The organism is Treponema porcinum, from assembly GCF_900167145.1.
In the GTDB taxonomy this organism is placed as follows: Bacteria; Spirochaetota; Spirochaetia; order Treponematales; family Treponemataceae; genus Treponema_D; species Treponema_D porcinum.
In genome coordinates this window covers 1-24,146 of the sequence record NZ_FUWG01000019.1, presented here as the reverse complement: position 1 = coordinate 24,146, position 24,146 = coordinate 1, and the positions used below count along the sequence as shown (strand labels likewise).

General features: G+C 42.5%; 18 protein-coding genes. All 18 read right to left on the bottom strand.

Annotated features, from left to right (window positions below):
• Nucleotides 1-376: 376 nt before the first annotated feature.
• Nucleotides 377-1,135: a type I methionyl aminopeptidase gene (gene map / locus B5D55_RS11020; RefSeq protein ID WP_078934063.1), complete on the bottom strand. Its 759-nt coding sequence runs from the start codon at nt 1,133-1,135 to the stop codon at nt 377-379.
• Nucleotides 1,136-1,193: 58 nt separating this feature from the next.
• Complete coding sequence (locus B5D55_RS11015) at nt 1,194-1,961, bottom strand: J domain-containing protein (RefSeq protein ID WP_078934062.1); 768 nt, start codon at nt 1,959-1,961, stop codon at nt 1,194-1,196.
• Nucleotides 1,962-1,972: 11 nt separating this feature from the next.
• Nucleotides 1,973-2,479 (bottom strand): universal stress protein, encoded by a 507-nt coding sequence (locus tag B5D55_RS11010; RefSeq protein WP_078934061.1) that lies wholly within the window; start codon nt 2,477-2,479, stop codon nt 1,973-1,975.
• Nucleotides 2,480-2,482: 3 nt separating this feature from the next.
• Nucleotides 2,483-3,115, bottom strand: a complete 633-nt coding sequence (locus B5D55_RS11005) for a V-type ATP synthase subunit D (RefSeq protein WP_078934060.1) — start codon at nt 3,113-3,115, stop codon at nt 2,483-2,485.
• A 3-nt stretch (nt 3,116-3,118) separates the two neighbouring features.
• Nucleotides 3,119-4,492, bottom strand: a complete 1,374-nt coding sequence (locus tag B5D55_RS11000) for a V-type ATP synthase subunit B (protein ID WP_078934059.1) — start codon at nt 4,490-4,492, stop codon at nt 3,119-3,121.
• On the bottom strand, nt 4,489-6,261 hold the full coding sequence (locus B5D55_RS10995) for a V-type ATP synthase subunit A (RefSeq protein WP_078934058.1): 1,773 nt from the start codon (nt 6,259-6,261) through the stop codon (nt 4,489-4,491). The genes B5D55_RS11000 and B5D55_RS10995 overlap by 4 nt, the downstream gene beginning before the upstream one ends.
• On the bottom strand, nt 6,261-6,893 hold the full coding sequence (locus B5D55_RS10990) for a V-type ATP synthase subunit E (RefSeq protein ID WP_078934057.1): 633 nt from the start codon (nt 6,891-6,893) through the stop codon (nt 6,261-6,263). The genes B5D55_RS10995 and B5D55_RS10990 overlap by 1 nt, the downstream gene beginning before the upstream one ends.
• A 59-nt stretch (nt 6,894-6,952) precedes the next feature.
• The gene (locus B5D55_RS10985; RefSeq protein ID WP_078934056.1) at nt 6,953-7,285 is read right to left on the bottom strand and encodes a V-type ATP synthase subunit F; all 333 of its coding nucleotides are present in this window, start codon (nt 7,283-7,285) and stop codon (nt 6,953-6,955) included.
• Between the two features lie 15 nt (nt 7,286-7,300).
• Nucleotides 7,301-7,636, bottom strand: a complete 336-nt coding sequence (locus B5D55_RS10980) for an ATP synthase subunit C (RefSeq protein WP_078934064.1) — start codon at nt 7,634-7,636, stop codon at nt 7,301-7,303.
• Between the two features lie 28 nt (nt 7,637-7,664).
• A complete protein-coding gene (locus B5D55_RS10975; RefSeq protein WP_078934055.1) occupies nt 7,665-9,656 on the bottom strand; it encodes a V-type ATP synthase subunit I in 1,992 nt (663 codons plus the stop codon).
• A gap of 50 nt (nt 9,657-9,706) precedes the next feature.
• Nucleotides 9,707-10,747 (bottom strand): V0D/AC39 family V-type ATPase subunit, encoded by a 1,041-nt coding sequence (locus B5D55_RS10970; RefSeq protein WP_078934054.1) that lies wholly within the window; start codon nt 10,745-10,747, stop codon nt 9,707-9,709.
• Nucleotides 10,748-10,758: 11 nt separating this feature from the next.
• The gene (locus tag B5D55_RS10965) at nt 10,759-11,070 is read right to left on the bottom strand and encodes a hypothetical protein (RefSeq protein WP_078934053.1); all 312 of its coding nucleotides are present in this window, start codon (nt 11,068-11,070) and stop codon (nt 10,759-10,761) included.
• A gap of 30 nt (nt 11,071-11,100) precedes the next feature.
• A complete protein-coding gene (locus B5D55_RS10960) occupies nt 11,101-11,580 on the bottom strand; it encodes a PTS sugar transporter subunit IIA (protein ID WP_078934052.1) in 480 nt (159 codons plus the stop codon).
• Nucleotides 11,581-11,603: 23 nt separating this feature from the next.
• A complete protein-coding gene (secG, locus tag B5D55_RS10955) occupies nt 11,604-11,960 on the bottom strand; it encodes a preprotein translocase subunit SecG (protein WP_078934051.1) in 357 nt (118 codons plus the stop codon).
• Between the two features lie 122 nt (nt 11,961-12,082).
• Nucleotides 12,083-12,766 carry a Bax inhibitor-1/YccA family protein gene (locus B5D55_RS10950; RefSeq protein WP_078934050.1) on the bottom strand — a complete coding sequence of 228 codons (684 nt, stop codon included), beginning with the start codon at nt 12,764-12,766 and terminating at the stop codon, nt 12,083-12,085.
• Nucleotides 12,767-12,814: 48 nt separating this feature from the next.
• Nucleotides 12,815-14,026, bottom strand: coding sequence for an Mbeg1-like protein (locus B5D55_RS10945; RefSeq protein WP_143593352.1), 1,212 nt, complete (start codon nt 14,024-14,026; stop codon nt 12,815-12,817).
• 253 nt (nt 14,027-14,279) lie between these two features.
• Nucleotides 14,280-23,819, bottom strand: a complete 9,540-nt coding sequence (locus tag B5D55_RS10940) for an Ig-like domain-containing protein (protein WP_078934048.1) — start codon at nt 23,817-23,819, stop codon at nt 14,280-14,282.
• Nucleotides 23,820-23,932: 113 nt separating this feature from the next.
• Nucleotides 23,933-24,146, bottom strand: a 214-nt coding sequence (locus tag B5D55_RS11930; RefSeq protein WP_234975422.1) for an ATP-binding protein, incomplete at its 5' end; no start/stop codon positions are given.

Genomic DNA, 24,146 nt, shown 5'->3' with positions numbered 1-24,146 from the left:
GTTCGAATGAATGAACTTAATTTCATAAGTCCTTTTCCCCAGGTCGATACCTACAAATCTCTTCTGTTCCATTTTTTACCCCTTATATGATAAAATGGAATCAGGAGTAAACGCTGGTAGTGGTATACCGTGCTCCTATCCGAGGTCGTGGGGAATGCCCCCACGCCTCATTATGGCGTACGGCGGTCGGCTTTGATTAATCTTAAACCCGAAGTAAGCGGCTGCCATTCACGCAGTGGCTTCTTCACCAGTAGTTAGAACCTTCCGCCGGCTCTCTGATTCCGTCAAACCAGAGTACCACTTTTTCCCAGCCTTTTATATCATGCCATCTTAAACCTGTTAATTCCATAGAACCTCCGCTGATATGAACTTTACGTTATTTTTTGTAGTTCAAGTCCGTAAGAATTTCCGTATGGTCAGGGAAAACAGCGACAGTATGTTCCTCGTGCGCAGAACACAATCCGTCATCCGTAACTACCGTCCAGCCGTCATCAAGGGTGTATACGTCCGGCACGCCAAGATTTATCATCGGTTCGATTGCAAGAACCATTCCCGGCTTTATGCGCGGATTTGCACCGCGGAACGGACAGTTAGGAACGCTAGGGTCTTCGTGAACGTCAAGACCTACTCCGTGTCCGCAATAGTCGTATACAACGCCGTAACCGTGCCGGTCTGCAATTTCGTACACGGCATTCGCAATATCGCTTATTCTGTTTCCTACACGACAGGCTTCTATTCCTGCGGCAAGACATTCAAGTGCAACCTGATCAAGTTTCCGCACCTCAGGCTTTACGTTTCCTACAAGCACTGAATGGGTAGAATCGCTTATGTAGCCGTTAAGATCAATTCCTACGTCAATAGAAACTAAGTCTCCGTTCTTTATAATTCTTTTCCGCGACGGAACTCCGTGAATAACCTCTTCGTTTATGCTTATGCAAGCAGCACCGGCAAAATTTTCCCGGTACCAGGCTGGCTTTCCGCCGTGGCTCACAATAAAATTCTTGCACAAATCATCTACGTCTTTTGTTGACATTCCGGCTTTTACCTGCGGCAGCAGATAATTGAACATATCAGCAAGCAGATGACAGGATTTTCTTATTCCGTCGATTTCATCGCTGTTCTTCAAACGTATCATATATATTACCTCTTTTTATTCACCCGAAAAATTATATACCAAAGGAATGCGCCTTCCGCTAAGAAAGATTTTTCTGCGGACAAAGACGCGCAGCTTCCTCCATACATATAGATGCCGTGCGGACATCGCCAATCCGTTTATATGCCTGCGCCATTTTCCTTAGGAAAAACGCATTCTCCTCAGCCTTAAATCCCAAATCAAGTGCGCGTTCCCACACATCAATAGCAAGCTCGTCATTTATGTAACCATCTATATTCCGTTTTAAAATAGACAGCGTAAAATCAAGCACCTCAGGAAAAAAAAGCCGGAAGTAGCTGTAACTGTACTCCATACGGATAATCTGTTCCAGAAGGATAATTGCGTCGTAGTATTCGCCGCGAATCGTAAGTTCTTCCGCAAGAATATAGCCGTAATCCATAAAATCTTCACGCGAAAACCAGTGCTTTAGCGAAAAATCAACGTGATTTACGCACATACGCTTGAATTCGCTTACGGCTTCGTCCTCACGGTGATGCATTAAATCAAAAAAAATAAGTTTCGCGCGGCTCTCGTAATCAGTCCGCTTTGAAAGCCATTCGTGATAGTCAAAAGAGTCTTTCGGTTTTGTGCGGAAATCAAACTGCGAAAAAAAAGAAGCGTCAAAAATCGAACGCTGCCTTGAGTCAGACAGAATTTCATACGCCTTAACAAGCTGCCGGAATTTTTCAGAATCAGCAGAATGTGAAGTGTCCGGATGAAATTCTTTTGCCTTAAGGCGATACGCTTTCTTTATTTCAGCGGCAGTTGCATCCTGCCTTACGCCCAGTATTTTATAGCAGTTAATCACGGAAGAAACCTTTATGAAATCTTAAAAAGTTCCTCAACGTCCTGCTTGTGGACTACAAGCACCGGGCAATGAGCATAATTTACAATTTCATTACGGACAGTTACGGCAGAACTTTTCTTTGTCTGGTTTCCCTGAATATACGAACCTGGATCGTTGTGACCGCCGACAAGAATAAGGTCAGAACCGAATTCATCGGCGGCAGTTATAACTTCCGAACTTACAGAACCTTCCCGAAGTTCCGGCTCAATCTTAACGCCTTTTGTACGGGCAAGATTTACAACGTAATCAAGATAGTTCTGTCCGTCTTTCTTAAGGTCGTTCTTATAGGCATCCTTTTCGTCAGAAACAAGGAATTTAAAGTTGGCAAGATATTTTATTGTTGCCGTATCAACAACAAAAACAACTTTCATTTTTAACTGGTACTGCTTTGCCAGTATAATTCCGTACATAGCTGCAAGAACAGAACTGTGAGTTCCGTTAATGGCAACCAGAATTTTCTTCAAAAAAGGTTTCCCCATATATCATTCCTCCGCCTTAGAATCATTCCTCTTTTTCAGTGCTTTCAGGACAAAAACATTTTCCCTTTCTTTTTCCTCAAGCACATTTTCTATATATGTCTTTGTTTCAAGCGTCTGAGGGATTACCATTTTATCAAGGGCATTTACCCTGCGCTGCGTTTTCTTCACTTCCTCTGCAAGACGCCACACAATCGTCCTGATTGATGCCATCTGAGTAAGCAGCGAAAGAAGTTCGAAAAACTCCCCTATCACAGCATCAGTATTTGCGTATGTTCCAATCATAGAATAGAACAGCTGCTTTTCAGGAAGTTTCACGTCAAGAGAAGCAAAACTCATTCCGCCGATTACAACCTGCTTTTCGTGCATTTCAAATTCATAGTGAATATCGTGCGCAATACGCTTTACCTGATCGCTTCCGTCTGCCATAAGCATACGCTTAAAAGCAGGGTATGCGCGGGCAGTCACCTTGTCAATATCCCGCTCAAGCATCTTTACTTTGTCAACCATATGCATAAGTTCCTGAACAAGGATTTCACGCTTCTGCTCAAGAAGTTCATAGCCGTTCTGCGAGATTGAAAGCTGTTCTTTCATAGAGAGAAGGTTTGACTTTGTAGGTGCGATATTCAACTTTGCCATAGACTACTCGTGCAGATATTTTTCTATATATTCAGATTTTATTCTGAAAAGTTCGGATTCAGGAAGTTCACGAAGAACGCTCCAGCCGATTGAAAGCGTCTGCTCAATCGTTCTGTCCTCATATTCACCCTGCGAAAGGAATTCATTTTCAAACCGTTCGCCGAATTTAAGATACTGCTGGTCAAGTTCCGAAAGTTCTTCCTCGCCTATAATAGACGCAAGGTTACGGATTGACTTTACCTTGGAATATGCCGCAAACAGCTGGCTTGAAACGTTCGCGTGATCCTCGCGCGTCATTCCGTCGCCGATACCGTCTTTCATAAGGCGGGAAAGGCTCGGAAGTCCGGAAACAGGCGGATAAATTCCCTTGCTGTCCATCTCACGGTCAAGAACAATCTGACCTTCGGTGATGTAGCCGGTCAAGTCAGGAATAGGATGAGAAATATCATCGTTCGGCATTGTAAGAATCGGAATTTGCGTGATAGAACCGTCCGAGCCTTTTATTTTTCCTGCGCGCTCGTACAATTCTGCAAGGTCGGAATAAAGATATCCCGGATAACCTTTACGTCCCGGAACTTCTCCGCGAGTCGTAGAAATTTCACGAAGCGCCTCGCAGTAGTTTGTCATATCAGTCATAACGACAAGGACATGCATTCCTTTTTCAAACGCAAGATATTCGGCAGCCGTAAGTGCACAGCGCGGTGTCATAATACGCTCAATGGAAGGCGCATCTGCCAGTGACTGGAACATTACTACCTTGGAAAGAACGCCGGACTCCTCGAACGTATTTACGAAAAAGCGCGCAACGTCGTATTTAATGCCCATTCCGGCAAAAACCATAACAAACTGTTCGTCGCTGTTACGGAGTTTTGCCTGACGAATAATCTGCGCGGCAAGTTTATTGTGCGGAAGACCGTTTCCCGAAAAAATAGGAAGTTTCTGACCGCGAACAAGAGAGTTCATCCCATCTATGGCAGAAATTCCAGTCTGGATAAAGTCACGCGGATAAGAACGCGAATATGGATTTATCGGATTACCGTTTACGTTTATGCGCTTTGAAGAAATAATCTCAGGATAGCCGTCAATCGGCTCTCCAAGACCATTAAATACACGGCCGAGAAGACCTTCTCCTACGCGCAGTTCAAGCGGCTTTTCCAGAAATTCAACGGAACTTTCCGCAAGGTCAATTCCTGTCGTATTTCCAAAAATCTGGACTACGCATGCTTTTTCATTCAAATCAATAACGCGCCCCAGCCGCTTTTCACCCTGACGGTCTCGGACACAGACAGTTTCATTGTAAAATACGTTTTCAGTCCGCTGAACTACGACAATCGGACCGTCAACAGACGTAACGCCACGGTATTCTATTCCTCTCATAATGTAACCGCCTTATTATACACAGACTCAAGCTCGCTGAACTGCGTATCCATACGGAGCTGAATCTCCTGAATTTTATCAAGTTTGTCATTCGGAATGTCCATTTTTATGCGGACAATATCATTGCTTACGGAAAGCGAATTTATCTTTGTAAGAGGGCAGCCGTTTTTCACGACGTTCAGCGCCTTCCTGTAGAACTTCACCATAAGCTCAAGAATCATAATCTGCTTTTCGGAAGAACAGTACATATCAATGTCATCAAACGCATTCTGCTGCAAAAAGCCGTTCTTAATCATCTCTGAAACTTTCAAAATCAGACGGTCAGAATCAGGAAGTGCATCAGGACCTACAAGTCTGACAATCTGTTCAAGACGCTGTTCTTTCTTCAAAAGTTCAAGAGCTTCCGTACGAACCTGCCACCACACAGGATTATGATTTTCCCACCACTCGCGGACTTCTGCTGCATACTCAGAGTACGAATCAATCCAGCCGATTGCAGGATAATGGCGGGCATTTGCAAGTTCCCGGTTCAAAGCCCAGAAACAGCGGATAAAACGTTTTGTATGCTGCGTAACAGGTTCGGAAAAGTCGCCGCCCGGCGGAGAAACCGCACCGATGACGGAAACAGAACCTTCCTGACCGTTCAGCGAGATAATTCTTCCTGCCCGCTCGTAGAAAGACGCAAGGCGCGTCGGAAGATACGCCGGGAATCCTTCTTCAGCAGGCATTTCTTCCATACGTCCGGAAAGTTCGCGGAGCGCCTCTGCCCAGCGCGACGTTGAATCTGCCATAATGGCAACGTGCATACCCATATCGCGGAAATATTCCGCAAGCGTAATGCCCGAATAAAGCGAAACTTCGCGCGCCGCAACAGGCATATTGGAAGTATTCGCAATCAAAATCGTGCGCTCCATAATGGAACGCCCTGTGCGAGGGTCAATAAGTTCCGGGAATTCCGTAAGAACTTCCGTCATTTCGTTTCCGCGCTCGCCGCAGCCGATATATACAATCAAATCTGCATCGCACCATTTTGCAACGGCGTGCTGCGTCATCGTTTTTCCAGTACCAAATCCGCCTGGAATGGCAGCCGTTCCGCCCTTAGAAAGCGGAAAGAACACGTCTATAACGCGCTGCCCTGTAATCAGCGGTTCTGAAACTTCAAGCTTGTCTGTATACGGACGCGGCTGGCGAACCGGCCAGTACTGGGAAAGCTTTATTTCTTCGTCAAGTTCCGTCGTTGCAATGACATCATCAACGGTGTAGTCGCCGCTTCCCTTAAAAGTCATAAGGACGCGACCGCGCACTGTCGGCGGAATCATAATTTTCTGTGTGATTGACTCCGTTTCTTTTACAGTTCCGATTGCAAGTCCCGGCTTTATAGGACTCCCCTGTGCAATTCCGTCAAGAGCCTCAAAATGCCAGACTTTTGAAACGTCAAGCGGTTCTGTCCGTTCGCCAGGAAGCAGAAATGCACCGGAATTTTCAGCCATCGTTTTAAGCGGACGCTGAATTCCGTCATAAATCGTTCCTACAAGTCCCGGTCCAAGCCGGAGTGAAAGCGGACGCTGCTGGCACACAATTTTTTCACCGACGCACATACCAGTGTCGTCTTCGTATACCTGCACCGTAGCCTTGCCTTTATTCTGACGGATAATTTCACCGATAAGTTTTTTTTCGCCTACATCAACAACATCGTACAGACCGCAGCCGTCAAGCCCTTCGGCAAAAACAATAGGACCTGAAATACGGGTAATCTTACCTTCTATCATTATTTTTCAAGCCTCCCGCCAAACAATGCATCATACAGTTCTTTTCTGTACGTATCCTGAATCTGCGAAAACAGTTCCGAAAACGTAAGGCGGCATCTTACAGACCTGTCTTCAGTTTCCAGAATAATTCCTTTTTTGCAGGAATTTCCGCAGCTCTTCTCAACTATCAATTTATTGAATTCTGTTTTTTCACAGGAAACAAGCTCAAGCCTTTTTTCAAGTGCCTTTTTTACGAGCGCAGTGTCAAAACCGTACACAAACGCACGCACTTTCCCGGACTTCAGATTTTTTTCATATTTCGTAAGCTGCTTCAGAACAAGCGAAAGCTTTTCTTCCTCCGTCAGCGACTCTACATATTCGTCAATCGCCTTGTTTATTGACTCCTGAATAAAAGAAACAAGGAAGCGTTCTTTTTCCAAAGGAACAGCAGCTTTCTGATCGTTCTCAAACGCAGCGATTTTTTCATCATATTTTGAAATTCGTTCTTTTTTTGCCTGCTCGATACGTGCCGGAACGGAATTCAGTACAGACTCACATTCTGCCTTTGCAGATACAAGAATGCGCTCGGCTTTCTTACGGGCATCTGCCTGAATTTCTTTATCCAGAATTTCGGTGGAGCGTAATTCATTCATATAAAAACCTCGGATTTGACTGCAAAAACAGCATTCACTTTCAATTCAAGTAAAAAATCTTAAACCTGAACGCCTATTGCTTCCCTGATTGCTTCCGTAAGAGTTTTCTTACCCTTCACGTGCCCGTCAAGGCACGGAATTTCAACAATCAGCGGATATTTACCTTTCTTCTGCCACTCAACTTCTTCTTCCTCTATCTGGGCTGCAGCAGCTTCAGTCAGAATAAGAACCTTCGGCACTTCGTCAACAGGAGCAGCAATCGCGCTGCCTTTTCCTGTTACCCGGTTAAAAGCATCCAGCACTTCCTGACGCGTTTCAGCAACCGTGCCTGAAATACCAGTAAGCCTGAATGCGAGTACCATTTCCCTGTCACCGATAATGTAAAATTTCAACTTCTATGCCTGAACTTACAATACAATTATAAGAAGTCCTACAAGGAATCCCCAAAGACAGATACCTTCAGCAAGACCTACGAACGGAAGTGCCTTTCCGGAAAGTTCAGCATTCTCGCTCATTGCGCCCATAGCAGCAGAACCGATTTTTCCAACGGCAAGACCGCCGCCGATACAACCGAATCCAACCGCAAGAGCTGCCGCAATATATTTTACGGCAGAAGATTTTGCAGGAGCCTGAGCCTCAACGGCAGTTTCTTCGGCAGCGTTCGCCTCAGAAGTCTGGGCAGAAACAGACAGAATGCCGAAACAAAGCAGCAATGCAGACAAAACAAAAATTTTCTTGTTCATAAAAATATACCTCTTATATTTTTCAAATTTATTTATTTCCATAATGGAACTGAAGCGGCTTAAACTCGCTTCCTGTTTCATTAAAGAATTTGCTGAAGAATTCATAGTACTGAAGGCGGATTACCTGAATTGCAACAATCATTCCTTCAAGGACGACGACAACTGCATTTCCGATAATCATAACCAGAGCACCACCTATAATACCGCTCCTTTCTGCCATCATATGAATTATAAATCCAAGAACGGCGTGAGCAAGGGCAAAGGCGCCTACACGGACAAAGCTGATTGAACTTGAAAGATAATTTGAAATTACCTCGATAAGTTCGACTACTCCGCCGATAACCATTGCGCCTATTCCGTTTTCTATGACAGGACGTTCACCGTTCAAAAGACGCTCGAACGGTTCGCCGAATGCCGCAAAGAACAGCGTAATTCCGATAATTACCCAGTCCGCAGCAGAAGGCACGTGCTTGAAAAATGCAACGCGCAGCGCAAAAATTACGACATACCAGAAGAACACCGTACCGGCAAGACCTATTTTACCGAACAGTGCGCTTCCCCACTTTTTCTGCGTCATCTTATTAATGATGTTTATTACAAGACCGATTGAATTGATGATAAATCCAAGACCTATCGTCATTCCAAATATGCCGAAAATTACCTTTACCGAATTAGGATCGGAAGAAGGCATAACTTTCAGAATAGGAGCGTGCGGCTCGCCGAAAAGCCCGGTCACCCACATTGCAAACGGTTCAAGCAGAGTTTCGTTCGTAAAGAACTCGCCGGTTATAAGTCCCATAATCGAACTGGACACGCCGATTGCCATAAAAATAGGCGCAAACTTGTTCCAGCCGCCGACTTTTATCACTTTTGCCGCCATCAATATTCCCATAAGAAGGAACACAAGTCCCTGTCCGCAGTCACCAAACATAATGCCGAACAGAACCGTAAAGAACACGGCAACAAACGGCGTAGGGTCAATCGTTCCGTACAGCGGCGAACCGTAACTGAAAATCATACGCTCAAAACTGGAAATAAATTTTCCGTGCTTAAGCTTTACAGGAACCTGCTCTTCGCCGGCAATAACAGACGGAACTTCAGTAGGAAGATACTCGCGGATTGCAATGCGCCCTTCCGTAAGCTCATCAAGTTCTTTCATAAACACAGCCGTTTCCTGCGACGGAATCCATCCTGTGAGGCGGTAAACCATTGAAGTAGACTCAAGGCTGTTCTGAATGTCAAAAACCTGTGCACCGACAGAGAACGCCGCAAGCAGGTGGTGAATTGAATCTGTGTGGGTATCGGCAAAATTAGAACGTTCCTCGTCAAGATGGCGGAGCAACGCTTCTGACTCGATTACCTGATTTTTCAGACTTTCGATAACGTCTTCAGGAATTCCCTCAAAATCCTTAGGAATTTCCATATTCACAAAGCCAAAGCGCTTTAATTCCGTATCAAGGGCAAAACGTCCTTTTTTGGAAGTTGCGGCCATAATCCGGGAACTGTCATTTCCAAGAGGAATGATGACGGCGGAATTTCCTACCGCAAACCTAAGGTTGTCTATATTTTCCGCAGGAATGCGTCCTATGCGGAGCGAAAGAAAAGACAAATGTTCAAGTTCCGTATAAGGAACTTTGAGATTGGCAAACGCCATCGCTTCTTTATAGGCATTTTTTACGCGCGTAACTTCGTCAGTCTGCTTAAGGTATCTGTCAGACAAATCATTTACTGCATTAAGGATGCGCGCAGCCTCTTCGCGGTCTTTGTCATTCGCCCTGGCACAAACAAGAACGTCAGAATCCAAATCATCTATATTAAGAAAAATCCTTGCTTTCTGAAGATTATCAAGGAAATCCCTGTCAAAATTTGAAACAGACTTTACGCCCTTATCAGCAGAAAAATCGTGCTTCTTAGACTGGAACTGAAAACTGCCCTTCCGTCCAAGATATTCAACGACATTTGAAATATCTTCGGAAAGAGTCATCAGTTCTATCAGGCTCATCTGAGTTGTTCTTGCCATTCTTAAACCTTCCTTGAAAATTGCACACCGCAGTTTACAGTGATGTACTTTTAACGCTCTATATCATGCTCCAGAGCATCAGGTTTTACTCCGGCAACATACATAGCTTCATTTTTATCTGCATTAAGGCGCAGGCGTTCAGTTGCAGCCCGAATGCAGTCCAGTTCCTGCTGCTTTATCCTGAAGAACATTACAAGTGTAACGTCCGTCATAGGATACTGATGGAACAGTTTTTTTGTCTTTGCCGCTTCAAAATAGCGGAAATTCTGCTCTACAACCATAGGGGCAATGCTCCAGACCTCGCCTTCTTCGTGACGGTTAAGATATTCTGCAAACCGCCATTTGCTCCAAACAGGAAACGAATCAAGATCCCAGTCAAGAATTTCATACGCATAGGCGCAGATAGGGTCAGATTTTGAAGGAGCATCTCCTACATAGAACAGATTTTCTTCAACAGCTTCTTTTTTGAAATTGTAATAAACGCGAAGCCGAAGCGCCCAAAGAAGATTTTTTATGGAATAAATCTCACGGAAAAAATCAACGAGAACGTCTTTAGTTCCATCGCTTACGTGATTTAATGCGCTCCACAAATTCTTTATTTCCTGAAGGTCAAGCGCATAGTCAAGTTTCTGACGTTCCGCAATGCGCGGCACTGCGTTATACCATTCAAACGGAGAATCTTTTGTAATTTTAGAAAGGTCTGGCCATCCGCTGTAGTCAAGGACGCTGTAATTCCCTATATCAACAATACGGGGTGCTTTAGTTTCACCCATACTGAGAGAAGCTGCAAAAACCTTAAGATTTTCTATTTCATAACGACGAAGCAGCTCCACCGGAAAAGAGTCTGGAGAAGTGTAATTTTCCAGAAGATGACTGTATTGTGACACAAAACGCTTTACAGCCTCATACTCAATTTGATTTGCAAGCAGCATTTCCGGAACAACAGGAACAGGCTCTGTAAAAATAAGTGCCCATAAATCAGAAAGAGATTTTGCATTGAACAGTTTTACTGCATTTTTACCGACGTATGCCTTGCCAAGCATTCCGCAGGCTTTTGCATACACATAAGAGGCGGCTCCGGACTTATCCATTCTTCGCGCTCCTATAATGCTTCAATAACTTTCTTTACGAAAGCATTAAAAGCCAGCTTATCCTGTTCTGTTTTTTCTACGGAATTCTTATAATCGTCTATATTCTTTTTATATTCAGCGGCAATACGCTCAGTCTGGGTTTTATAGTCTTTTTCAAGTTCCGAAACAAGAACGTCATACTGAGCCTTATATTCAGAATCTGCCTTAGCTTTAGCCTCTGACAGCATTTTATTAGCATCGTCCTGAGCTGTTTTTGCCTGAAGATAAGCATTCTGCTCAACTTCCAGAAGATGTGAAATGATATTAACTTCTTCTTCCGCCATATTTCACCTCAATAGTATGCCGCAATTTTCCTAAACTTCTTCGATTCTTCTTAACTTTTCTATTATTTCCGACGCAGAGCCGGCAGTCAACGCAGTCTGATAAAAAGCAGGAGTCTGAAGGATATGAGCACATTCAGCAAGAATATGCAGATGACGCTCCGTATTCCCCTGCTCAAAAAGAATCATAATAACAAGATGAACAAGCGATTCCTTTGAATCAGGAGCCGCGCCGCCTTCCACCTCATAGTCAATACCGCCCCTGCTTATACCAATTGAAACAACAGGATAAGTTACGGAAGCACAGGACGCATGAGGAACGGCAATGCCCGATTTTATACAGGTATTCATCTTGTTCTCGCGCTCGGTAAGGGCAGCCAGAGCTTCGCTTCTGTTCACGGACGGATGAGTTGTAACGATATTCTCAACCATTTCAGCAAAAAGAACGTCTTTTTCTGAACTTTCAAGCTCAAGAATAATATTCTCTGGTTTTAAAAGACTGCTGAACATCATTTACCAATACCCCAAAGGATATTCTAGTTAGAAGCCGCGTCAGATTCCGCAGAATTCCACCATACGGAACTTTCTGCATCAGAAGCAGGCGCTTCTTCAGAAACAGACTCAACGGCTGTTACAGGAGCAAGATCCTCGGCAGGCTTTTCTTTCTTGTTTATGAGGGCAAGCAGTACAGCCAGAACAAAAAACAGTACGACAAGAACGACAGTTGCTTTTGTCAAAACGCTTGCTGAATGAGAACCGAACGCAGCAGTTCCGCGTCCTCCTAATAGTCCGCCCATTCCGTTCTGACCGTCATCCTGTACAAGAACAAGAAGAACAAGAAGAACACATACAATAACAAACGCAACAAGCAGGATTACACCAATAGTATTCATAAATAACTCCACAGACGGCTTTTTATCACCGGCAAGAATCTTTTTTATTGTCTTGTCATAGTAATAAAATAAAAAGATTTGGTCAATGAAAAAGCCTCCTGCATTTCCTTAAAAAAGCACTTCTAATCCCTGCGGCGTCCGAAAAGGCGCAGCATAGCAAGGAATATGTTGATAAAATCAAGGTACAGGTCAAGCGCGCCGATAACGGAAGCCTTACGGAACATTTCGTCGTCAGAAACGTTACGGCTTACAGCAAGCATCTTCTGCGCATCATAAGCCGTAAGACCCGTAAAAATAACGACCGTTATAATTGAAAGAAACCAGTCGAGCATCGGAGAGCGCAGAAGGAAATTTACTAAGGAAGCAATTATAATTCCGACAAGCGCCATCGCAAAATATTTTCCGAATGAACTTAGACTGGACTTTGTTACAGTTCCGTAAACCGCCATAGCGGCGAACATTCCGGCAGAAATAAAGAACACCATAAAAATAGATTCGATTTTATAAACCAGAAAAATAGATGAAAGAGTAACGCCGTTCAGGACAGAATATAAAATAAATGCGAAAAATGCCGCACCGGAGCTGATTTTATGAATGGAAGCAGTAAGCCACCACACAAGCGCAAGTTCCGCAACGGCAAGAATAAGAAAACCAAAACCATTGCCTATAGTCAGCCGGATTATCGTTTCGTTTGTTGCCGCAAGAAATGCCGTCACTCCGCTTATTACAAGCGCAAGCGTCATCCAGCCGTACACACGGGACAGAAAAGTATTTTTTACCTTTACCTGTGCAATTTCATTTACCATAATCTTAATTTCCTCCTGAGTATAATTCTATAAAAAATCGCAGATACGCTATCTGCGCGAAATTGAACCGGCACGTTCCTTTATCTTTCCGGCAGCAGAGCGAACTTTTCTTCCTGCATTACGCGCATTGTTACGCAGTTCACTGCGTTCAAAAAGTTCTGCAAAAGTCGGAAGGCGCTTATGCGCAATATGAAACAGCATTTTCAGAGTCTTGTAAAGACCGTCTTTAAGTTCCGGGTCAAGACCGTGAATCGCCCTGATTATTTTTACCGAATTTTCAACGATATTCTGCTCAATCTCGGAATTCGTACGTGCATCAGTCGCCTGAATTATACTGAAAAGAGTTTCGACGAACGTTTCACGCTGTTCCGGCGGCATCTGGCTTATCCAAGTATTGAACGTATCGTGAAAAAATCTTGAAGTATCGTCAAAGCCGTCAAGCACAACGTAACGGCATCCAAGAAGATGCCAGGAAAACGGATCGTGCTGCATAATGCCGGACTCGTCGCTTTCTACAACGGAATACGAACCTGCGTGATCAAAAAGCATTCCGACAATCGAAAAATGCGGATAATACGAACGGACTTTTGGAATTACAGAATAGAATTCCTGCGAATGAAGCCTCTTTTCGGAAAATCCAGGACCGTCCATATTGTAAATCAGCTCAATGCGTTTTTTTTCAGTTTCACAGGCTTTGGAACAGGCGTAGACGGCAAGATTTCCGCCTTTTGAATGACCGCCAACGACGAACGAACCTTTTAGAACGGACATTGCCTTATCAAGATATTTTACCGCGTCTTTCTGGGCAGGAACCTCATCAAGAATTGCAAGATTAAAATCTTCTTTCCAGCCGACAATCGTATCGTCAGTACCGCGGTAAGCAATGAAATTCATTTTTTCCTGCGGAAGATACGTAACGGCGGAAAACTGTTCTTCATTTTTCAGGTCGATTATTGAAACGTAACCGGTAACGCCCACTCCGCCGAACCTTCGTGAAGCAGCCGCATCGAACATAAGCTTAACGGTAAGCCGGTTTATAAGAAGCCCGGTGTCACAACGTTTTTCAAAATCCGCGGACTTTTTGAACAGTCCGGCAAGTTCCGAAAGCGTTACTTTTTTGGAAAAATCGCCGTCCGCAAGAAGTCCGTCAAAATTCAAATATGATATCTGGCACAAGATAAGCGCATCAATTTCATTGAACGCAGACTCTTCAAACGAAAGGTCCCCCCGCCATACAATATAATCAAGAATATTACTCATACCATAAATGTAATGCAAAAAAGCCGGGAATGCTACAATAAAATCAGCCGGCGGCAATTATAACGGAAATCCGCACAATTACCGCCACCAGACAGCACGCGCAACAGTAAACGGCTCTGAATGAAAGCGCATCATCCAAAAGCTGTTACCGCTGTTTTGCGCCAGCTTATTTCTTCTGGGCTCAGGCACAGCCTTCGCACGGCCGTTTTCAAGGAATAAGCTAAACCAATGCTCTCGCATTGGTTTTTAACGCTTATTTCTTCTGGGCCATTTCGATTGCACCGGATTCAACTCCGTAACCTACGATTGGGTTTGCAGTGTTGTTACCGTAAATAAGCGAAGGGTTACCAACATCCATGGTTCCATTGCTGACTCCGTTTGCAGCATCTTCACCGCCTACAGTACCAAGCGTAGCAGAATCGGTTCCTGCAAACCACTTGTCATTTGCCTTCCAGTAATCATTTGACGTAAACGCTTTTGCATTTCCTGAACTGTCACGCCATACGCCAACATTGATTGTGTCGTCATTTAAAAGACTTGTTGATTGTGTAGGAATTACAGAAACTTCCCAGTCTCCTGTAAACATGTCTTTTGAATCTGCACCCGCAGGAACGGTTGAATCAAAGTTCGTCCTGTATGCAATCTTTGCGTTGTAGGTGTAAACACCGCCAATCATCTGATATGTGATATAAGGCACCTGATTTCCGCCTACCTTTGCAACGTCAATCGTACATTTTGTACCGACAGCACCGTTTGCATCAACAGTAGCAATCTGAGGAGTTTCCGTAACACTGCTCAAGTAAGCGTATTTCAAGTTACCGCCATTTGCAGTGTAGTAAGCAAGATGAATTCCGCCGTCACTGTCAACACAAGATTTTACATGCAGACCTCCATCTGTATCAACAGTTTTGTAAACCCATGTTTTCGTTGTTGTCGGGCTTGTGTTGTAAGCCATCATAAGTTTAGAACCATCGTACCAGAATACAACAGCCGTTGGAGAGGCAGTGTCCTTTCCAAGAATTGAAAGAGAAACATACTGACCGGCAGTATAATCTTTCTTTGCGTAAATGCTGTTATGCGTTCCGCTGTAAGAAAGACCGCTTCCTGCTATTACCTGAATTGGAAGCCCATTATTATTTGTATTACTGTACTTTACAAATGAATCAGCGAGAGAACTTGGTCGAGTTTGTCCATCGTATTTTTTAGCCTCTGCATAACCTGTGTATTCTGACTTATGGATATCATCCAGACCATAACAATTATCTTTTCTTGAATCAAATTCGTTACTTGATTTATTTTTCTTTCCGTCAATCGAGTCAGAATAAGCGCCTACAGTTCCCCATCGGAATCGAACCTGCTTAACAATTGCATCATAATACGCCATGAATACATACACAGGACTTAAATTTGTAGCTGCCGAAGTTCCGTTGGAATTGGAAGTTTCCATACTGATTGACTGGATTCGGTTAATGTTGCACTGCCAGTTCTGAGAAGAATCTGTACCAACATTCATTGTAGAAGAATCAAGACGGCTTGCATTAGCTTCGTTACAGTAATTCATGTTCTGGTCGTAATGGTTAAACAAGATTGGAGTTTCCTTACTAAAGAACTGGAAGAATGCAGAAGCCTTAGCACTCTGAGTATCCGTACACATGGCAGCTCCGTAAGAATATCCCTGATTATCAAACGTAAATGAGTTATGGCTGAATCCGCCGTAGTTCATTCCAAACGGAATCTGAGAAGTATATGTTCCATTTATTGTATCGTTATCACAACCATAAGAATCCGTATTCGTATTGTTGTCCGAAGAATATCCCGGCATGCTGAAATACAATACAGAGTTTGCATAACTGAAACCTGGAGTTCCATTCACAGGGTTAATCTTCATCGTTACGCGTTCTGCTCCACCGTTTACAGGTTTTGCAGCATCTTTAAACTGCCATACATCAATTGCAAGGTCGTCGGTAAGAACATTGTTATTTACGCCGTTTGGCTGGCGGTTATAAGCATTTGCGTAACCATCATCGCTTACAGAACCAGAATAACTTCCCTTTGCGTCATTAACATTCAAGTTATTCAAAGCAGGAATGTTGTTAACGCTAACGCTGATAACGCCCGATCTTGCACCTGTTTTACCTGCACTTGTAGAAGTAAGAGTAACGCTGTTTGAATCAGAAAGTACAGTTCCGGCAGCTTCCATTCCCGGAATAACGACTTTTGCCTTTCCGCTTCCAAGGTTATATCCTACAAACTGGATTGTTTCTCCTTCGTAAACTGGATAATGACCAAGGGCTGTACGTGCATAAACACTTGGAGCCGTTCCGTAGAAACTGCTTAAATGTGTTACAATCTCCGTTACATAAGGCACAACGTCCATCTTGTAGCAGTCAGTAAGGGCACTGCTTTCAGTCTGTGTATTCCCAGGTGTTGAAGTATTCTTATTCCAGTCAATTGCGCTAATTGTTATTGTTTTGTTCGTACCAACAGGATATCCGCTTTCATTAAGTTTCTCCGTGTCAATTACAGCTACATAACTTACAGTATGTCCGTTCTGACTGAGTTCTTTATCTTCTGCAGTAAATGAAACAACTCCTGTAGGCAAGTCATCACATTGACTCCACATACCGGTTAAATAAGTTGCAACTGTTTTTGAAGAACCAAATACATTCATTGAAATTGATTTTACAAGGACGTTATCAGTAACAGTTCCTTCAATCTTAATCTTTCCGGAAACCTTTGGAAGTCCGCTTGTATATGCACTGTCATCTGGCAATGCACCTTCAAGTTCAATATGCCCCTTAATGCTTGCAGAACTGTCTCCGGCTTCCTTAATGAGGACGCTGTTATCGCCGCTTCCATTCCAGTAGAACGGTTTGATTACAGGTACAGGAGGATTTGTTTCTTCACCCATGTTCGAGAACGGAATTACAAGAGTTGCCCACTGTCCGTTTGTAGATGGACCAGAAGTGCTGTCAGTTTCATCCCAGAAAGTAAGTTTTACGCTTGTTACTCCAGATAAATCACTCTGCGAAATTTCAACTCCACCAAAATCATAGTAAGTTGTTCCGCCTATATCTGTTCCGCCGTATGCAACAGGGTTTGTATTTCCATCAGGATTTTCCCTTGTTACAGTTCCGAACATCGGTATTGAACCTACCTGCCTGACATTAAGATTATCCTTATTTTTCATTGCAGTAAGAGTTCCGGTGTTATTTGCAGTTGTCGTTATATCATCTTTATCAAGAATGTATTTAAGGCTTCCGTTTCCGCCTACAAATTCAGGAATAATGCAAAGTCCTTTTACAACCTTGAATGTATTTGAAGCAAGCGTTACTGCCGACTGACCAAGTCCTGTCCGGGTATTGTAAGCTGTATAATAATTGAACTCTCCATAACATGTTCCGTTAGGTGTTCTATAACGGCTGTTCGTAGAAACTACAGGAGCTTCATCGGCATCAAAATCGTAATTTCCGCTTGAGTTCAAGTCTGTACCTATGAATACCTTAGTCATGCGCGGGCGGTTATTTGCAACAATTGATTTAATCTTACCGTAAGAAAGGTTTCCTGCATTATCCATCGCAACAACGCGGATATAAGTTTTTCCATCAGGAATGTTTGTTGAATCAACGCTTGCCGTCCACTGATATGTTGTTCCAATCTGAGTGATTGTTTCGCACATCTGGTCACCGTCGTCATTCATAAGAGTGTAATATGCATCATCATTTGAGTCGTAAGCTGTATCAAAATATTCTGTAATCTGGTGATCCACAACCTGAGCGTAAATAAGTTCTGCATTTACAAAGGTAGTAGAAGCTGCTGGTGTAAAGGTTACTGTTGTTCCAGCTACATCTGTGATTGTGTGATAAGAACCACCAATCTTTACAAGTCCACCAACCCGTACATGAGTAGAATCTACACTAGAATGTGTAAGACTGTATGGTGTTGAACGAGTTGCCCCAGTTACATAGAATGCCGCAAGATTATCGCTGTTTATATAAAGAGCATTTTCAGTTTTAGTTCCAGAAATTGCAGTCCCGCTTGCGCTATGCATCGGATCATAAACTTTATTTCCAATTTCATTCTGAAGATAGAATGCAATGAACTGCAAACCAGAACCTGCTTCTATTACATTGTCTCCAAATGTAAAGTAACCGTCAGAGTTTTCAATTACAGAATTAGCGGACAAATCGATTCCGACCATCTTGGAAAGACTCTTAAGACGAAGGGCATCTGTTCCTGTTGTTGATTCTGCACCGGCTGTTGTATACAAACTTGGCGCAGTCGAATCAATGTTTATCTTAACAGTCTGATTACCAGTTCCAACCCCATTTGTAGATTTCAGTTCAGAATAAATCATTCCTGAAGAATCAGTAGCAAGCGGAATGAGAAGTTTATATACGTCTTTTGTACCTGATTCGTTTGTATCTTGAACAGTATGAACACCTTTACTGATTTCCGGCAAATCGATTACAACCGTACCAGTTGAACTAAGAGAATTTGCTTCAATAGAATTAATCTCCGTATTACTCTTTACATAGCCTGTAAGATACCACTTTCCGTTTGCTTCTACAGAATTATTGCTTATGTACATACCGGAAATGTATTCGCGCTCAACAATTGGAATGGAATTTACATCTGGTGTTACGCCGGAACCATACTGAACTACTGCCAGATCCGTAAACCAAGGTGCAGTATCATCAATTGTGATACAGTGATAATCTGTATAAGAGCGTGTAAGATTATCACCGTCAATTGCACGAACGCGGGAAACAAAATATTTTTTACCGTTTGTTACAGTCTGAGTACCAATTTCTGTTCCTGTCGTGCCAGTATATTTTGCAATGCTATCTGTTACAATCGGGCATTTCCAGCTGCTTGTTCCACCGGCTAAGATATACCAGTCATTTCCTACAGCAGTTGAAGCAACAAGCATCCCATTTACATATTCACCTATATACTCTTCAGGGTTTGCATTAATTAAATTATAATCTTCTTCAGTAATTATACCGTCACCGTTTACGTCAATCTGAACACAAACCTTAGAAACACTTACATTGTCGCTTGCACCGCCATAAATCGTTACAGTACCGCTTGTTACAGTTCCCTGCTCCGGCGCGTTTATCCATGCTTTTGGCTTACCGCCGTTAGGGTCAGCATAAACAAATTGAGTTTTATCCACAGCAACATTTCCAACACTGTCTGTAGTACGGAAATAAACCGGAACTTTATAAATACCAAGACCTGTTTCAATTTCATTTACAGCATATTTATTCACCGCAAGATTTGCAGCACTTACATAATAGAGCAGACTGTCTGGAGATTCTTCTGAACCAGATGTAAATGCAAGTTCCCATGCCGCACTTGTCACCAACATATTATTCCAAATTCCGTCAGATTCTGAATATGTTTCCCCTGTTAAAGGTATTACATATTCAAGTTTTGCAATCGAAGATTTATCGTCCTGAACGATTCCCTTTATGGAAACAGATGAAGAAACTGCATCAGAAAGCGCCGTTGTAGGAGAAATGATTTTTACCGTAGGAGCGTCTTTATCAATCGTTATGTTCAGAATATCCTTGTTTGTATTTCCTGCAGAATCTTCTGCCGTAACGGAAACTGAAAGAGGTCTATCAGCCGGATAGCCTGATAATGCAATCGGATTGAATTTATATATGTATTTTTTCTCTTCATTTGAAGGAACAGAAGCAGCTAATTCTTTCTTTTCGCCACCAATATAAAGAACTGCCGGTGCTGTTTTTGACATTCCGACAGCTTCTTCTACTTCCGCACGAACATAAAGATTCTTGCTTCCGCCAAAAATTGTATTTGTCGTACTGTAGTGTATTCCGTCTTCACTTAAAGAAATCTTAACAGTCGGCGCAGATGTGTCAAAGAAGAAACTTACTCCAGTCTGATTATCAGTTTTTTCATTTGAACCGTCTGTAAGATATGGTCTTTCCAATGAAGATGCCGCTTTTGTGCAGAATTCGCCGCCAGCTTCATCAATTACATAGAAATACCAGTGCTTTGAACCTTCCCCTTCTGAATCTTTATCAATTTCTGCTTTCCAGATACCTGTTCCAGCTTCTACAGGAATTGACTTCCAGTCATTGCCATCAGCAGGTTTTAAATTTGTTGTTTCATTATATTTTGTTGAATCAATTCTATACAGTTTTATTTTAGCATAATCACCGTCTTTTGTAGAAACGCCGTCATCATCGGAAATTACGCCCTGCACAACATTTGAACTGATTGAACTTCCAGTTGTATTAATATTTGTAAGCTTGATTTCAGGTCTGTCTGCATTCTGGTCAATTGTAAGTTTATAAGGAGAATTCTCTACAGAAGCATTTTTGTTTCCGGCTTTATCAGTAAATACAACGCGGAAGTCAAAGGTTTTACCAGAATTCTCCGTATCATTATTGTACAATTTAGTTGTATCAACGCCTGTAATCGTCCATTCCTGATTAGTAAGCGACGTTGAAACAGCAGAAACATCTTTCCATTTAGTTCCGTCGTTATACCAAAGAACAGGCACAGAACCGTCCGGGAGGTTATTGTCTGTAACCATTCCTGCAAAACTAATCGTCTTATTTACAGTTGCCCCGGAAACAGGAGTTTTTATTTCAACTTTTGGAGCGGTACTGTCAACAATAACTTCTCCTGTCGAAACAGCCTCAGATTTATTTCCTGCATTATCTGTTGCACGAACATAAATTGTATGTGTACCGTCAGAAAGTCCGCTCAATGAATACTTGTATGGAGAAACAATCTTATCCCCAGTTAAAGAAACAGCTCCTTGCATATTAGAATTTGTGGCTAATTCTACTTTCTTAATTCCGCTTGTTACATCTGTACAATCAAAAGCTACAGAAATTGATTCTGTCTTTTGAAAAACCTGTCGTCCGCTAGTATCAGTAAAAGAAGCTGTAACAGTCGGAGTATTCGTATCGATTTTAAATACAGGAGTATCTGTTTTTTCATTTCCAACTTTATCTGAAACAGTTACCGTTACAGAAGTTGCCTCTCCTTCCGGAAGGTCAAATGTCGTTTTGTATAAAATCCAGCCTTTTGTTTCTGCTTTAGTGTTTCCGTTTTTATCACAAGAATCACCGCGTGCAAAATATCCTTCTGTTGTACTCTCACCGTTTTTAAATGAATATTTTACGGAATCAATGCCGCTTGCATAACTATTATTTTCTGCATCCTGAACAATATAAGTCAATGTCTGTGTTCGTGAATTAAGCCACTTATCAACTATTTTTTCAGTATCAGAATGACGGCGGACAGACGGAGGAGTATTATCTGCATAGCACGTAAGTTCCAGTTCACTATGATTTCCAGTAACGTCTTCAGCAAGATAATAGAAATGGTTTTCTCCTTCGGTAAGCTGACCGGCAGAAATTGTTTCTGTCCATCGAACTTTACTGCTGTTTTCAGGAAGTGAAACCGTTATTCCACCAGACTCATCTTTTTTATAGAACGAAAGAACTTTCTTTTCAGATACCCCTGATTCATTCTGTACTATTGTATATCGCTCAATAGATTTTATTTTATCCAGATCTGTAACTGAAATCGTACCTTCAACAGTAGTGTCTTCAAGTTTTACTTCGCACTCATCGTTTACAATCTTGCTGTCTGCAAATTTCATAACAAAATTGCTTTCGCTTACAACAATATAATTTTTTGCCGTTGATTTTCTGTACGACATTACAGTTTCTGCATCCTGACGGTCACCGACATTTTTACACTCAACATCAATTACTTCTATGTCAAGGATATATTTTCCTTCTTTTTGAGGAAGAATGTAACTTACAGAATAAGATGCAGAACCATCTGGCGTATATATCACTGGATTTTCCGCAATCTTCCTGCCGTCCTGAATTTGAACGTTAAAATCATTATTCTCTTCAAGACTTATTCCTGCACCATATTCATCACACAGGGTAATCTTTATCTCTTCAAGTCCATCGTCGTCAGTAAAGCTAAAAAGTGCCTTGTTGTTGTTTTCAACGCCAAAAATATTCTGCCCATTAACAACTTTGCTGAAATCATCCACACCGTCAACAGTAGATTTTCCGTTTGAGAATTTAATTACAGGCTTATCGGTAGTCTGGTCAACGGTGTATTTTTCAGAAGCAGAAGATTCATTTCCTGCTTCATCCACTGCCGTAAGGGTAAACACTACTTCTCCGTCACTAAACAGCGTAGTGTCTATCTTCTCTTCAAAAGATGCTTCTGAATAGGTATGAGTTTCCGTCTTTTCTGCGCTGTCTTTTACGGTAAGAACAAGTGACTTTAAGTTCTTTTCTGTAACCTTTCCGCTTATAGTAACAGTTCCGTTGATTTTCTTTTCAACAATATTACCGTTTTCATCTTTTTGCTTTTCTGCAACAGGGTCAACATTCGTAATCAAAGGAACAGGCTTTGCGTTATCAAGGTAAATCCTGCGCTTTTCATTTGACTCAGAAGCAGAATCATCGCGTACTACAACAACAATTTCATACACAAAAATCTGCCCCTTTTTGTTATCATATTCTGCAGACGGATTTGCGGACGGATACTTATCTTTATCAGCAGATACAAACGTTCCTTTTGAAACATCGCAGGAATATTTTACAGAAGCATCCCCAAATCTGGTGTTTTCTACAGCCTCTGCAAAACCGGTTACAGTTCCCACCTTAATATAGTTTCCGCCGGAATCCTTCTTTAAGTAATCATAGACAGTAATTTCGTATGATATTTCTTTAATTTTTGATTCAGTACTTGATGCAGTTCCCGTAATGAAAAGTCCTTCCGAACTCTTTATTACCGCATCATCATCAGGGAAAGAAATCGTTACCTGAGGCGGCGTTCCTGCTGCTATTCCGGTAAATCCGTAAAATGTTCCTTCAGAAGTTTCAAGGGTCAGACCGTCCAGATCGCTTCCTGTAGCTGCAAAAATATACCGGCTTCCGTTTGTAATCGACTCTGGAAGCGTAACTGTCTGCGTAAACGCCTCTACAGAGCCTTTCTTATAATCTGCGCCGGAATACAGAATTTCTGCCTGAGAGTCCTGCTCCTTGTGGTACTGGTTATATTTTTCTGCCGGCTTACTGTACAGTCCGTTGATAAATGATTCATCAACAGACGCCGGTTCAAACGGTCCGAAAAGGTAAAGCGTAAACGTAGACGGGTCTACCTGTATGCCGTTACGTCCGGCATTTGCCATAAACGTAATTTTTCCGTTCTTTGCAGCAGAATTTCCGCTGAAATCAGCGCCTGTCATATCGTAACCGCCTATGCTGTACGTAGGCTCTGCTTTTTTGTTCAGGGAGAATGCAAGCTTTGTTTCAGCGGTATCCTTCCGTTTGTCCTGCAAAATTGAAAGAACAGCCGGCTCATCATCCGTTCCGTTCCATATTTTCTTTATTCCGCCGGCTTCAAGCTGATACGCGCTGTTTGCGCCCATCAGTTCTTCATAAATATCATCGTTAAGCCACAGGCTGGTTGTAACGTTTCCGCGTGCAATATTTTCCGGCTGCAGATCCGTTTTATACACAGGCTCAACCCATTCCTGCGCAGCATCCTCAAGTTCAACAGTACAGGTAAAAATCTTGTCGCCGGTGTATCCTTCTCCATAAATATTTATATAATTATTATGAAGAGTCTGTTCTGCCGCAGACAGTCCGGACTTTGTAAAATAGCGTGCGGCAGTTATGCTCATTCCGCCAGCCGTATCAACGTTTGTATATGTCCAGGTATCGTTTCCTTCTATAATTTTTCCGTCTTTATCATAAACGGTAACATTCATTTTCCTTATATCGTTATTAGAGCTCGCCTGAAATAGCCACAGATAGTCCACCGAGAAAAACCAAAAATTAGTTCAAGAGAAATAACCAGAAACTCAGTCTCTTCGAACTTAGATTATTTTACCGCTGGAAGTTCGGCGTTGGTTGCTTTTCCCCTGAGTGTAGTCAGGGAATACGACTCGCAATCCTTCCCGCGATAACTGTTACCGCGTAAGTTGAAAATCAGGGCATCATCAAAGATTCTGTCCAGTGCACAAAGCAGAGAATCGTCCTCGTTGAAGTTCTGTTTCCATTGTGACGGCTGCTTGTTGCTGGTAAAAATCATTGTG